1 protein-coding gene is annotated in these 16188 nt (G+C 48.1%); it reads left to right on the top strand.

The genetic code is table 11. The features are described from left to right. Positions 1 to 35 precede the first annotated feature (35 nt). Positions 36 to 16160, top strand: coding sequence for a non-ribosomal peptide synthase/polyketide synthase (locus NYE42_RS10265; protein ID WP_352426998.1), 16125 nt, complete (start codon positions 36 to 38; stop codon positions 16158 to 16160). Positions 16161 to 16188: the final 28 nt, after the last annotated feature.

Below are 16188 nucleotides of genomic sequence, written 5' to 3'. Positions count from 1 at the left end.
TTATTTCTTTAAAATATATAAAATGAGGTGCTCCAATGTCGGTATTTAAAACTCAAGAAACGTACTGGGAAAACCTGTTTGATGAAGAAGACGGTCTAAGCGCATTCCCTTACTTTAAAGCAGCGGATAAAGCGTCGTTGGCCCGTACCGGCTACCAGGAAAAATGCATCTGCCGTTCCTTATCTCCGGAAGTATCTCAAAGAATCATGACAATGGCGAATCATTCCGATATGGCGGCCTATCTGATTTTATTGGCGGGTATTGAGTGCTTGTTATATAAATATACGGATCGAACGAGCCTGATTCTTGGCATTCCAACGGTATCGAAGCAAAAAGCCGGCCAGTCAGCCGTTAACAACATTGTCCTCTTAAAAAATACGCTTTCAAACGAGAGCACATTTAAAACCGTATTCGGGCAGCTGAAAGAAGCCGTTAATGATTCTCTGAAAAATCAAAACCTGCCGTTTAGAAAAATGGCCCGGCATCTGAGCGTGCAATACAATGACGAGCATATGCCTTTGATTCATACCGTCGTTTCGCTCAACGAAATTCATTCCTTGCAATGTAAAGAAGATACTGCAACCGATACGCTGTTTCACTTTGATTTGGAGAACAACGGGATTCATTTGAAGCTTTTTTATAACGGCAATCTGTACGATGAGCGCTATATCAATCAAATTGTATCCCATTTGGATCAGCTGCTGTCTGTGATCCTGTTTCAGCCTCAAGCCGCGATCCATACGGCAGAGATCTTACCGGAAGCGGAAAAACAGAAGCTATTGTTTGATTTTAACGACACCGTCAGAGATTTCTCCGGGAGCAGAACAGTCTATCAATTATTTGAAGAGCAGGCAGAAAGAACGCCTGAGCATGCGGCCGTCAAGTTTAAAAACGACCATTTGACGTACAGGGAACTGAATGAGAAGGCGAGCCGTTTGGCAAGAACATTGCGTAATTGCGGGGTTCAACCCGATACGTTAGTCGCCATTCTCGCTGATCGTTCATTAGAGATGATCGTATCCATTATAGCTGTTTGGAAGGCAGGGGGCGCTTATGTGCCCCTGGATCCTGAATATCCAAAAGAGCGGCTTCAATATTTGCTTCATGATGCGGACGCAGACGTTCTCCTTGTTCAGCAACATTTAAAAAACAGTCTCGCCTTTGACGGCCCGGTGATTGATTTGAATGATGAAACATCATACCATGCCGATTGCTCATTGTTATCACCAGTAGCGGAACACAGCCATTTAGCCTATGTCATTTATACGTCGGGTACAACAGGAAAGCCGAAAGGGGTCATGGTTGAACACGGCGGCATTGTGAACTCGCTTCAGTGGAAGAAGTCGTTTTTCAAGCATTCTCCGGCGGATCGCGTGCTTGTCTTGTACCCGTATGTTTTTGATGCGTTCATTTTAAATTTCTTCGGCCCGCTCATCTCAGGAGCAACTTTGCACCTTTTGCCTAATGAAGAGAATAAAGAAACTTTTGCCATTCAAAATGCCATAAAACAAGAAAGAATTACCCATTTTTCAACTTCTCCCCGTCTTCTGAAAACGATGATCGAACAGATGAAGAGAGAGGATTTCATCCATGTTCAGCATGTTGTTGTAGGCGGTGAGCAGCTGGAAACAGATACAGTTGAGAAGCTGCATTCTCTGCAGCCTCGCATTCGGATCAATAATGAATACGGACCGACAGAAAACAGCGTGGTATCTACATTTCACCCTGTTCAGTCCGCTGATGAACAGATCACAATCGGCAGCCCGGTGGCCAACCATCAAGCTTATATTTTAGGAGCGCACCATCAAATCCAGCCGATCGGCGTACCGGGAGAGCTGTATGTCGGAGGAGCAGGAGTGGCCCGCGGCTACCTCAATCGGCCTGAATTGACGGAGGAAAAATTTGTGGAGCATCTGCATGTCCCTGGTCAAAAGATGTATAAGACAGGGGATCTCGCCAGATGGCTGCCGGATGGAAGAATCGAATATTTAGGGCGGATTGATCATCAAGTGAAAATTCGCGGCTACCGGATTGAGATCGGCGAGGTAGAGGCAGCCATGTTCAATCTGGAAAACGTTCGTGAAGCCGCAGTCGTCGCGCGGGAAGACGCAGACGGGGCCAAACAATTGTATGCCTATTATGTCGGCGAGCCTTCTTTGACCGCTGCGCAGTTCAGAGAAGAATTATCCCGGGAACTGCCGAATTATATGATTCCCTCCCGCTTTATCCCATTGGAACGCATTCCGCTCACTTCCAATGGGAAGATTGATCTGAAAGCTTTGCCTGCTGCTGACGAAAATACGCGGGCGGAAAACGAATACATAGCCCCGCGGAACACAATAGAAGAACTGCTGGCGTCTATCTGGCAAGAAGTATTAGGGGCAGAACGTATAGGAATTTTGGATAATTTCTTTGATTTTGGCGGAGATTCGATTAAATCAATTCAGGTGTCATCCAGATTGTATCAAGCCGGATACAAGGTTGATATGAAGCATTTGTTTAAACACCCCTCGATTGCTGAACTCAGTCAGTTTGTAGCACCGGTCAGCAGGGTGGCTGATCAAGGAGAAGTGAATGGCGGAACCAAGCTGACCCCGATACAGCATTGGTTTTTTGAGCAAAAAATGCCGCATGCACACCATTACAATCAGGCCGTCATGTTATATTCGGCGGAAGGCTTTAAAGAGGGCCCGCTTCGTCGGACGATGGAACGGATCGCGTCGCATCACGATGCCTTGAGGATGATTTTTGAAAAAACGCCGGATGGATACGCTCCGCGAATTACAGGAACAGATGAAAGTGGACTATACCATCTGGAAGTGATGAATTATAAAGGGGAAACCGATCCGGCTCAAGCGATTGCCGATAAAGCGAATGAGATTCAAAGCAGCATGGTATTAGACAAAGGCCCATTGATGAAGCTCGGTTTGTTCCAATGTCCGGACGGAGATCATTTGCTGATTGCAATTCATCATTTGCTGATTGACGGAGTATCCTGGCGTATTTTGCTCGAAGATTTTGCAAGCGGTTATGAGCAGGCAGAACGCGGACAAACGATCCAGCTCCCGCAAAAAACAGATTCGTTTCCATTCTGGGCCGATCAATTGTCCAAGTATGCGGCGGAAACCGATATGGAAGAGGAGATTGCGTATTGGGCTGAGCTTTCAAGTATAAAGCCTCAGCCATTGCCTAAGGACACTATCAGCGAAGGATCGTTATTAAGAGACAGCGAAGAAGTGACGATTCAATGGACAAAAGAGGAAACGGAGCAATTATTAAAACAAGCGAACCGCGCCTACAACACGGATATCAACGATCTGCTGCTGACTTCGTTAGGGCTGGCTGTTCACAAGTGGACAGGCACGGAAGACATTGTCGTGAATTTGGAAGGCCACGGGAGAGAACCGATTATTCCGGATGCTGACATTTCCCGCACGATAGGATGGTTCACAAGCCAGTACCCTGTCGTCCTGAGGATGGAAGCCGGAAAAAACCTGTCGCAGCGGATCAAGATCGTAAAAGAAGGGCTGCGCCGTATCCCTGACAAAGGAATGAATTACAGCATCATCAAATATATATCCGGGCATCCGGAAGCCGACAGCCTGCAGCTGAACCCGGAGATATCGTTTAACTATTTGGGACAATTTGACCAAGACCTGAAGCATCAAGCTTTGCGCATCTCGCCTTTTTCCACAGGGTTATCAATGAACGAAAACCAAGAGAGAACGGCCGTGCTTGATTTGAACGGCATGATTGCCGAAGGGACATTATCACTGACACTGAGCTACAGCAGCAAACAATACGAAAGATCTACTATGGCTCAATTTGCCCGGGGGTTGAAAGAAAGTCTGCAAGAAGTCATTGCACATTGCGTAAGCCGGCAGCAGACTTCTCTCACACCAAGTGACATCCTGTTAAAAGACATCTCAATCGACGAACTGGAACAGCTTTTGGAGCAGACGCGTGAATTAGGCGAAGCGGAAAATATTTATCCATTAACGCCGATGCAGAAGGGCATGCTGTTTCACAGCTTATTTGATCCGAATTCAGGTGCTTATTTTCAGCAAACGATGTTTGATCTGCATGGAGATCTGGAAATTGATTCATTTTCAAAAAGCTTGGACGGCTTATCGCAAAAATATGATATTTTCCGCACGAATTTTTACAGAGGCTGGAAGGATCAGCCGCTCCAAATCATATTCAAAACGAAAAAAATCGGTTTTCAATTCAATGACTTACGAGAGATGAAGGAATCACAAAAAGAAGCGATGATTCAGCAGTATGCCAGAGAAGATAAGATGCGGGGGTTCGACTTAGAAAAAGGCGCGTTAATGCGGTTATTTATCCTTCGTACGGATGAAAAGACATACCGTTTTATCTGGAGCTTCCACCATATTTTGATGGACGGCTGGTGCCTGCCGCTGATTACAAAAGAAATTTTCGAGAATTACTTTGCTTTGCTTCAGCAAAAGCAGCCTGAACAATCGTCAATAACTCCGTACAGTCAATATATTGAATGGCTCGGCCGGCAAGATGCGAAAGCGGCCGCGGCTTATTGGGATCAGTACTTGGAGGGATATGAGGAGCAAACCGGCCTTCCTAAAGATCACCATGCAGCGGAAGACGGACGATACGTTCCGGAAAAAGTGACGTGTGACATAAGCTCCGATCTCACTTCGAAAATGAAGCGGACGGCAGGCAAGCATCATGTCACGCTGAACACGCTGCTGCAGACGGCATGGGCGGTTTTGCTGCAGAAATATAACCGCAGCCGGGACGTTGTGTTTGGAAGTGTTGTATCCGGAAGACCTGCTGGAATTCCAAACGTGGAAACCATGATCGGCTTATTCATTAACACCATTCCCGTCCGATTCCGATGTGAAGCCGGGACAACGTTTGCTGAGCTTATGAAAGAGGCGCAGGAAAGGGCTGTAGCGTCTCAACAATTTGAGACGCACCCGCTGTACGATATTCAAGCGCGTACAACGCAAAAGCAAGATTTAATTACACATTTAATGATATTCGAAAATTATCCGGTTGATCAGTATATGGAAAGTATAGGCCGCCAAAACGGAACATCCATCACGATTTCCAACGTACAAATGGAAGAACAGACCAACTACGATTTTAATTTGACTGTTATTCCGGGCGACGAGATGAACATCTCTTTTGAATACAATGCAAATGTGTATGAGCGGGCAAGCATAGAGCGGGTTCGGGAACATTTCATGCAAATCCTGCATCAAGTCGTGACAGATGCGGATATTCGGGTGGATCAAGTTGAATTGTTAACGGAAGGCGAAAGAAGAACCCTTCTGCAGACGCTTAACGACACGGCCGCGCCGTTTCCGCAGACGCCGGTTCATCAATTATTTGAAGAGCAATCGCAGCGTACGCCCGATCAAGCAGCCGTCATTGATAAGGACATGCAGCTCACGTACGGAGAGCTCAATAAGCGGGCCAACCGACTGGCGCGAACGTTAAGAGCGAAAGGAGTGCAGGCAGATCAGCCTGTAGCCATCATCACAAGAAACAGCATCGAATCGGTGGTCGGAATCCTTGCCGTTTTAAAATCAGGCGGAGCCTATGTCCCGATAGATCCGGAATATCCGCAAGACCGCATCCGGTATATGCTGGATGACTCCCAAGCCGGAATCGTTTTAATGCAGCGGGACGTCAGGAAACAGCTTGCCTATGAAGGCGCCACGGTTTTACTTGATGATGAAAGTTCTTATCACCAAGATGGCTCTGACCTTGCTCCGATAAATGATGTGAGCCATTTGGCATATGTCATTTATACGTCAGGTTCCACAGGCCGGCCAAAAGGCGTACTAATCGAGCACGGAGGCTTGACCAATTATATTTGGTGGGCGAAAGAAGTTTATGTAAAAGGCGAGAAAGCCAACTTCCCATTGTATTCGTCAATTTCTTTTGATCTGACGGTGACTTCTATTTTCACGCCGCTTGTCACAGGCAATGCAATCATCGTCTATGACGGAGAGGATAAAACAGCTCTGCTTGAATCAATTGTGCGGGACCCGAGGGTGGATATCATTAAATTGACCCCGGCCCATTTGCAGGTCTTGAAAGAAATGAACATTGCCGATCAAACGGCTGTCCGAAGAATGATTGTGGGCGGGGAAAACTTAAGCACCCGGTTAGCCCGCAGCATTCATGAACAGTTCGAAGGCCGGATTGAAATATGCAATGAGTACGGTCCGACGGAAACCGTTGTCGGCTGCATGATTTACCGTTATGATCCCGCAAAGGACAGACGGGATTCGGTACCGATCGGAACCGCTGCGGCAAACACGAGCATTTACGTTCTTGATGAGAATATGAAACCCGCGCCGATCGGAGTGCCGGGAGAGATCTATATCAGCGGCGCCGGTGTGGCAAGAGGATATTTGAACCGGCCCGAATTAACGGCAGAGAAATTTGTCGATGACCCGTTTGAACCCGGAGCGAAGATGTATAAGACCGGGGATTTGGCGAAGTGGCTGGCGGACGGAAACATTGAATATGCGGGCAGAATAGATGAACAAGTGAAAATCAGAGGCTATCGTATCGAATTAGGCGAGATCGAGGCGGCACTGCTTCAAGAAGAAGCGATCAAGAAAGCTGTCGTCACAGCCAGAGAGGATGTCCACGGGTTTAAACAATTGTGTGCATATTACGTGAGCGGCGGACAAATAACGGCAGCCCGGCTCCGGAAACAATTGTCACACAGCCTGGCGGGTTATATGGTTCCGGCTTATTTTATCGAGCTTGATGAAATGCCTTTAACTTCTAACGGAAAAATAAACAGAAAAGGGCTGCCGGCTCCGGATTTCGAGCTGCAGGACAGAGCAGAGTATAAAGCTCCCCGAACAAAAGCTGAAGAAATATTAGTTTCTGCCTGGGAATCGGTATTAGGCGCTGAAAACGTCAGTATTCTTGATAATTTCTTTGACCTTGGCGGAGATTCCATTAAATCCATTCAAGTTTCCTCCAGATTAAATCAGCAAGGATACAAAATGGAAATCAAAGACTTGTTTCAATATGCAACAATTGCTGAATTGAGTCCGCATATCAAGCAGAATCTGCGTATAGCCGATCAAGGTGAGGTCAAAGGAAAAGTCAGCCTGACTCCTATTCAGCATTGGTTTTTTGAACAAATAACAACAGATCAGCATTATTACAATCAAGCCGTCATGCTGCATGCGCCGGAAGGTTTTCAGGAAACGCAGCTTCATCAAACCCTGCAAAAGCTTGCTGAACATCACGATGCGCTCCGCATGACATTCCGGACTACGGAAAATGGCTGTGAGGCACAGAATGAAGAAATCGCCCAAAGCGGACTGTACCGCTTAGAAGTCCTGAATCTGAAAGAAGATCCCGATCCGGGACGGACAATTGAAGCCAAAGCTGATGAGATACAAAGCAGTATGCATTTAAGTGATGGGCCGTTAATGAAAGCCGGGTTGTTTCAATGCGCAGATGGAGATCATTTGCTCATTGCCATCCATCATTTGATTATAGACGGGATTTCATGGCGCATTTTACTGGAAGATATCGTTAGCGGCTACAAGCAAGCCGAGAACGGGCGAGTGATTCAACTGCCGCAAAAAACAGACTCTTTCCAATTATGGGCTAAGAGACTCTCAGAATATGCGCAAAGTGAAACCATAAAACAAGAACAGGAATATTGGACAAAAATCGAACAAACCGAAGTCAAACCGCTGCCTAAAGATTTTCATGAGACCCATACAACTGCAAAAGACAGTGAAACAGCAACTGTGGAATGGACGAAAGAGGAAACGGAGCTCTTATTAAAACAAGCGAATCGCGCTTATCACACGGAAATAAACGATTTGCTTTTAACTTCTCTGGGTCTTTCCATATCGCATTGGTCAGGACTGGAACAAATTCCGATTCATTTAGAGGGACACGGCCGAGAACAGATTATACAAAATATAGATATCTCCCGCACGGTCGGGTGGTTTACAAGTCTGTATCCGGTTGTGCTGCACGCGCAGCCGGGCAAAGAAATCTCTGATTATATCAAGACGACCAAAGAAGGATTGCGCCAAATTCCGTATAAAGGGATCGGATATGGAATAGCAAGGTACTTAAGCGGCGGAATGCCATCGAAACTCAATCCCGAGATCAGCTTTAACTACCTTGGACAGTTTGACCAAGATTTACAGCAGCATGGGGTTCAGTTATCTTCTTATTCTTGCGGTTCAGACTCAAGCGGACATCAAGAAAGACCGTATGTGTTGAATATAAACGGAATGATCACCGAGGGCCGGCTGAAGCTTACGATCAGCTACAGCAGCAAACAGTACGCAAAAGAAACGATCATGCGGTTATCAGAAACGATTCAAAGCCGCCTGCGGACAATCATTACGCATTGCGTTCATAAAGAACAATCGGAACTGACGCCAAGCGATATTTTGTTAAAGGGCATGTCCATTGACGAATTGGATCAGCTCCTCATTCAACTACCGCATGCAGGTGAGGTTGAAAACGTGTATCCGCTCACTCCGATGCAGAAAGGAATGCTCTTTCACAGCCTGCTGGACGAGGCCTCAAGTTCTTATTTTGAACAAGCATCGTTCGATTTGCAGGGAGAGTTAAAGATTGATTGGTTTAAAGCAAGCCTTGAACGATTATTTGAAACATACGCCGTGCTCAGAACCCGTTTTTACAGCGGCTGGAACGATACTCCTTTACAAATTGTCTATAAAACGCAAACACCGCAAATTCATTTTGCAGATTTGCGTGATATAGAGGAGCACCTGAGAGAGGATGCAATCGCAGCCTATCAAAGAGAAGACAAGGCAAAAGGATTTGACTTAGCTCGGGATCCGCTGATGCGCATAGCGATTTTCCGTATGGAAGACCGCAAATATCATTTGATTTGGAGCTTCCATCATATTGTGATGGATGGCTGGTGCCTGTCTCTTATCACGAAGGAAGTGTTTGATCATTATAGCGCCTTACAGGAAGGCAGGGAACCAGAACCGCCATCGGCAGCTCCTTACAGCGACTATATCGAGTGGCTTGACCGCCAAGATCAGGGAGCGGCAAAGCGGTACTGGAGCGGGTATCTTGAAGGATATAAAGGTGAAACCACGCTTCTTCATAAAATAGCGCAGCATGAACAAAAAGAATACGCTTATGCCAATGTGATCTGCCGATTTGATCACGAACAGACAAAACAATTACAGCAGATCGCAAATCAGCATCAGGTTACGTTAAATACGTTGATCCAAACGTTATGGGGAATTTTATTACAGAAATACAGCGGGTCCGCAGACGTTGTCTTCGGCAGTGTCGTGTCGGGAAGGCCGGCGGAAATTCCTGATGTGGAACAGATGATCGGTCTGTTCATCAATACGATTCCGGTTCGCATCCGCTGCGATGAGGACAGCACTTTTGCTGATACGATGCAAATGGTTCAACAAAACGCGCTGGCTTCCCAATCGTACGATACCTATCCTTTATACGAAATTCAGGCCCAAACGGAACAAAAGCAAAACTTAATTGATCATATCATGATCTTTGAAAATTATCCGATAGGGCAGCAAGTTGAAGAGGGCCATGATGCTGCGGATTTAAATATCGTGAATTTCCATATAGAAGAACACACCCATTACGATTTTAATGTAGTTGTCATCCCTGGCGAACAACTCACCGTTCATTTTAGTTTTAACCGAAATGAATATGAACAATCAGAGGCAGAGCGGATTCGCGGACATTTTGAACAGCTTATGCAGCAAGTACTGCAGCTGCCGTCTGTCAAAATAGAAGAAATGGAAATTCTGACGCAGCAAGAAAAAGAACAGCTGCACAGCCGTTTTCAGTCTAACGAAATGCATTACCCACGTGAACAAACGATTCATCAGCTGTTCGAGGAACAAGCACTCCGGACGCCGGACCATGAGGCGGTTATATTCGAGGAGCAGCGTATGACATACCTTGAGTTAAATGAACGGGCCAATCAACTAGCACGCACTTTACGAGCTGAAGGCCTGCAGGCCGACCAGCTTGTTGCGATCATGGCTGAGCGTTCTCTAGAAATGATGGTCGGGATTTATGCAATCCTGAAAGCGGGAGGCGCTTATGTGCCAATCGACCCGGATTACCCGGAGGAACGCATCCGCTACATCCTTGAAGATTCAGGGGCGCCCCTGCTGCTGTCACAGCGTCACGTGAAAGAACGGGTTGCTTTTGCAGGAACGGTCATCGATCTCGATGATACTTCCGTTTACGATGATGACGTTTCTAACTTGGAGCCGCTGTCTGGTGCGGGCGATAGGGCATATGTAATCTACACGTCCGGATCGACCGGCAAGCCCAAGGGGGTTATGGTTGAACATCGTCCGGTTATAAACCGGTTGATGTGGATGCAAAAGGCTTATCCGATCGGCAGCGGCGATACGATTTTACAAAAGACAGCGATCACCTTCGACGTCTCGGTATGGGAGCTGTTCTGGTGGGCTTTGACCGGTGCGAAGGTGTGCCTGCTTCCGCTCGGCGGAGAGAAAGACCCTGAAGTGATTTGGAACACAATAGAAGAGCAAAGTATCACGACAATGCATTTCGTCCCGGCGATGCTGCACGCCTTCCTGAAGTTTGCGGAAACACAGACGGCGAGCGGACAGACAAGCAAGCTGCGTACGTTGCGGCAAGTGTTTGCAAGCGGCGAGGCATTAATGCCGGCACATACGGCAAGATTTCATCGCCTTATTACGCCTGTGAACGGCGCCCAACTGATCAACCTGTACGGCCCGACGGAAGCAACGGTCGATGTGTCGTACTTCAACTGCGAAGCGAACCAAGCGTATGCATCGGTACCGATCGGCAAGCCGATCTCGAATATACAGCTGTATATGATGGCACCGGGATCAATGCGTCTACAGCCAGTCGGAGTACCGGGAGAGCTTTGTATCGCAGGCGACGGACTGGCGAGGGGGTACCTGAACCGTCCGGAGCTGACTGCGGAGAAGTTCGTGGATCATCCGTTCGAACCCGGCAAACGGATGTACCGGACGGGCGATCTGGCGAGATGGCTGCCGGACGGTAACATCGAATATTTGGGCCGGATCGATCATCAAGTGAAAATTCGAGGATACAGGATCGAACTCGGCGAGGTGGAAGCTCAGCTCTTAAAGATAGAGTCGGTACAGGAAGCAGTAGTCACCGCTCTTGAAGACGGAGACGGAGAAAAGCAGCTATGCGCATACTTTTCAGCGAACACCGAGCTGATGGTGAGCGAGCTGCGAATAGCGCTGTCGCAGGAACTGCCGGGGTATATGATCCCGTCGTACTTTATCCAACTGGAGCGTTTGCCGTTAACGGCAAACGGAAAAATCGACCGCAAAGCATTGCCAGCACCAGAAGGAGGCGTGCAAACAGGGATCGAATACGTTGCTCCCCGTACAGCGGCGGAAGCGCAGCTGGCGCATATCTGGCAAGAGGTGCTTGGACTTCCGCATATCGGCGTGAAAGACAATTTCTTCGACATCGGCGGTCACTCGCTGCGGGCAACGACGCTGACGGCGAAGCTGCACAAAGAGATGGGGGTCAGCCTGCCGCTGCGGGAAGTGTTCCGATCGCCAACAATTGAAGAAATGGCAGAAACGATTACCGGTATGAAACACACAGCATATACATCTATCCCGACCGTTGAAGCAAAAGGATACTATGCCGTCTCCTCGGCGCAGAAACGGCTGTACATTTTGAATCAGCTGAAAGGCGGTGAGCTGAGCTACAACATGCCGAGTGTCATGAGAGTCGATGGAGCTCTGGATCGGGAACTTGTCGAGAAGGCGATCCGCAAGCTGATTCAGCGCCATGAAACGCTGCGTACCGGCTTTGAACTGATAGACGGAGAACCGGTGCAGCGGATCTATGACGACGTCCCATTTGCAGTGGAATTCACTCAGGCGAAAGAAGAACAGGCGGAAGCCCTCGTTCATGGGTTTGTGCGGGCATTTGACTTGGAGAAAGCACCGCTGCTGCGGGTAGGACTGATCGAGCTTGCAAAAGACCGCCATTTGCTGCTGTTTGACATGCATCATATCATTTCAGACGGCGTATCTATCAAGAATTTGATTGAAGAGTTCGTTTCATTATATGAAGGAAAAGAATTGCCGCCATTGCGGGTTCAGTATAAAGATTATGCGGCGTGGCAGCTGTCGGATATGCAAAGCGAACGGATGAAGAAACAGGAAGCGTACTGGCTGGATGTGTTCAGCGGAGAGGTTCCGGTGCTGGATATGCCAACCGACTACGGAAGACCGGCTGCGCGGAGCTTTGAAGGAGGACAAATCGAGTTTGTCATCGGGCCGGAGTTGACGGAACAGCTGAAAGGCTTGGCGGTGAAGAGCGAAAGCACGCTGTACATGGTGCTGCTGGCTGCTTATACGACCATGCTTGCCAAATACAGCGGGCAAGAAGACATCGTAGTAGGCAGCCCGATTGCCGGAAGAACCCATTCGGATTTGGAAAGCTTAATCGGCATGTTCGTGGGCACGCTGGCGATACGAACGAATCCGGTCGGGGAAAAAACATTCCGGGAGTACGTGCAGGAAGTCAAAGAGCATACATTAAAAGCGTACGAAAACCAGGAGTATCCATTCGACGAACTGGTGGACAAGCTAAATGTGTCCCGGGATTTCAGCCGCCATCCGCTGTTTGACACGATGTTCATATGGCAAAACACAGAACAGGGAGAATTGACCCTCGATGATGTGCGTTTTACCCCTTATCCGGACAACCATGCGATGGCGAAGTTCGACCTGACGTTCCAAGCGGCAGAAAATGAAGACGGAATTACAGGTATGATCAGTTACGCGGCAGCGCTGTACAAGCAGGAAACTGCGGAACGCATGGCAAAGCACTTTATCCAATTGATCGAGGCGATTGCGAATGATCCGCAGGCGCCGCTTTCATCCCTGGAGATGATCACCGCGAAGGAGAAAGAGCAGATTGTGGAGAGATGGGGTCAACCGGCGATAGACTGCCCAAGGGACAAAACAATTCACCAATTGTTCGAGGAGCAGGCGGAGCGCACGCCGGAACATACGGCCGCAGTTTACGAGAAAAGCCGATTCACATACCGTGAGCTGAATGAGCGGGCCAACCGCCTGGCGCGGATTTTAAGAAGCGAAGGCGTGCAGCCTGACCAGCCTGTGGGTATTCTGGCAGAACGTTCTCTGGAAATGATCGTGGGGATTATGGCGATCCTGAAAGCCGGGGGCGCGTATGTGCCGATGGATCCGGACAGCCCGCAGGAACGCCTCCGCTATATTCTGGAGGATTCAGGAGCAAAGGTTCTGCTGGCACAGCCCCATTTACAAGATCGTGTATCCTTTGCCGGAGAGATTTTACTGCTGAATGACGAACGAATGAACAGCGGGGATGGCTCGAATCTGGTGACGGCAGCCGGACCGGATCACTTGGCGTATGTGATTTACACATCAGGCACAACCGGCAAGCCAAAAGGCACGCTGATCGAGCATCGCCAGGTCCTTCATTTGATGGAGGGGCTCCGCGGACAAGTGTACGATGCTTATGATTCGGGATTGCGTGTGTCTCTGTTGGCACCGTACTATTTCGACGCATCGGTCAAGCAAATTTTCGCGGCACTGTTAGGGGGACATGCACTGTATATCGTCCCTAAAGCATCAGTATCAGACGGTTATGCCTTGTCAAACTATTATCGCACCCACCGCATTGACGTAACAGACGGAACACCGTCACATTTGCAATTGCTTATCGCTGCAGACAGCCTTCATGGGGTAACGATCCGGCACATGCTTATTGGAGGAGAGGCGCTCCCGCAGGCGACGGTGGCGCAATTGCTTGAATTGTTTGCTTCGAACGGGTCATCAATGCCGCTCATAACCAATGTATACGGTCCGACGGAAACCTGCGTGGATGCATCGGTCTTTCACATCGTACCGGAGACATTGGCATCCGCTGACGACGGCGGTTACGTGCCGATCGGCAAACCGCTGGGCAACAACCGTGTGTATATTGTTGATTCCCATGATCGGATGCTGCCTATAGGTGTAAAAGGTGAGCTGTGCATCGCCGGAGACGGAGTAGGACGGGGGTATCTGAACTTGCCTGAATTAACGGGCGAAAAGTTTGTGGCCGATCCGTTTGTAATCGGAGAGCGGATGTATAAAACAGGCGACCTTGCCCGTTACCTGCCGGATGGAAACATTGAATATGCCGGAAGAAAGGATCACCAGGTCAAAATTCGCGGTTACCGGATCGAACTTGGCGAGGTGGAAGCCGCTCTTCTCAACATCGAGCATGTACAAGAAGCGGTGATCCTGGCCAGAGAAAGTGCAGAGGGGCAAAGCGATTTGTATGCCTATTTTACAGGGGAGAAGTCACTGCCGACCAATCAGCTTAAAGAAAAACTCTCCGATCAAATACCAGGCTACATGGTTCCTTCATACTTGATGCAACTGGAGCAAATGCCGTTAACCTCCAATGGAAAAGTGAATCGCAGCGCGTTACCGCTGCCTGAAGCAGGCTTGCAGACCGGGATTGACTATGTTGCTCCAAGGACAAGACCGGAAGAGCAGCTGGTTCACATCTGGAAAGAAGTACTGAAGGTAGAACAAGTCGGCGTAAAAGATAACTTTTTCGATCTAGGCGGGCATTCGTTACGGGGGATGACGCTCGTTACCAGGATCCATAAGCAATTCGGCAAAAGCATTTCATTGAGAGAAGTGTTTCAATACCCGACGATTGAAGAAATGGCGAGGGTCATTGCAGGCGCGGAAACCAGCGGACCGGATGAAATCCCTGTTGCAGAAGCCAAAGATGTTTATCCTGTATCTTCTGTACAAAAGATGGTTTACCTGTCTACACAAATTGAAGGCGGAGAACTAAGTTACAACATGCCGGGGATTTTGACATTGGAAGGCAGGATCGACATGAATCGTTTACAATCTGCATTCCAAAGTCTGATCCAGCGCCATGAATCGCTACAAACCGGATTTGAAATGGTCCGCGGAGAGCTGGTGCAGGTGATCAAGCCGCAGGCGGATTTCTCTATAGAAAGGTACAAAGCAGCTGATGAAGAGGTCGAGGAGCTGTTCCGCAATTTCGTGCGGCCTTTCGATCTCAGTCAGGCTCCATTGCTTCGGGCCGGACTCATCGAATTAGAACAGGACAGACATGTTTTCATGTTTGACATGCATCATATCGTTTCAGACGGCGCTTCTATGAATATTTTTGTTGAAGAACTGATTCAATTGTATGACGGCAAAGAATTAACCCCGCTCCGGATTCAATACAAAGATTACACTGTATGGCAGCAGCAGGCGGAGCAGAGGGAACGCATCAAGAGGCAGGAGAACTATTGGCTGAACGTATTTCATGAGGAACTCCCGCCATTTGAGCTGCCGAAAGATTTTGCCAGACCGCGAATTCGAAGCTTTGAAGGAAAGCGATACAATTTCGCTCTCGATGAGACCGTGGTCCAGGGTATAAAACAGATGGAAGAATTGACCGGATCGACCGCTTACATGATCTTGCTGTCAGCCTATAACATACTGCTGGCCAAATACAGCGGTCAGGAAGATATCGTCGTCGGTACGCCTATTGCGGGAAGAATGCATGAAGATTTACAGCATATTATCGGGATGTTTGTGAATACGCTGGCCATCCGTACGGCACCGGCTGGAGAAAAGACCTTTATGGACTATGTAACGGAAACAAAAGAAACGATGCTGAAAGCTTATGAAAATCAAGAATATCCTTTTGAAGAATTAGTTGAGAAATTGGGAGTGAAACGGGACTTAAGCCGTAATCCGTTATTTGATACGATGTTTGTTCTGCAAAATACGGAACAAACGGATATCGAATTGGACTCTCTCGCGGTCAGACCATATGAACAAACAAATACGGCGGCCAAATTTGATTTGCAGCTGACCTTTGTGATGAATCCGCACGAGATTCAAGGAAGCTTTGAGTACTGCATGAAGCTGTTTAAACAGAAAACCATCGCTACGCTGAGCAAGGATTACGCCATGATTCTGTCGGCGATCATAAAAGACCCATCGATTCCTTTAAAAGAAATTCAATTAAGTGAGAAAGTAAACAAAAGTGAACACTTTGCAAGCGAAATCGAATTGAATTTCTAAAAACGGCCGGTATTGGCTGTCCCCGGCA

The organism is Bacillus sp. FSL K6-2865, assembly GCF_040311405.1.
GTDB lineage: Bacteria > Bacillota > Bacilli > Bacillales > Bacillaceae > Bacillus > Bacillus velezensis.
This window is presented reverse-complemented; position numbering and strand designations above follow the sequence as displayed.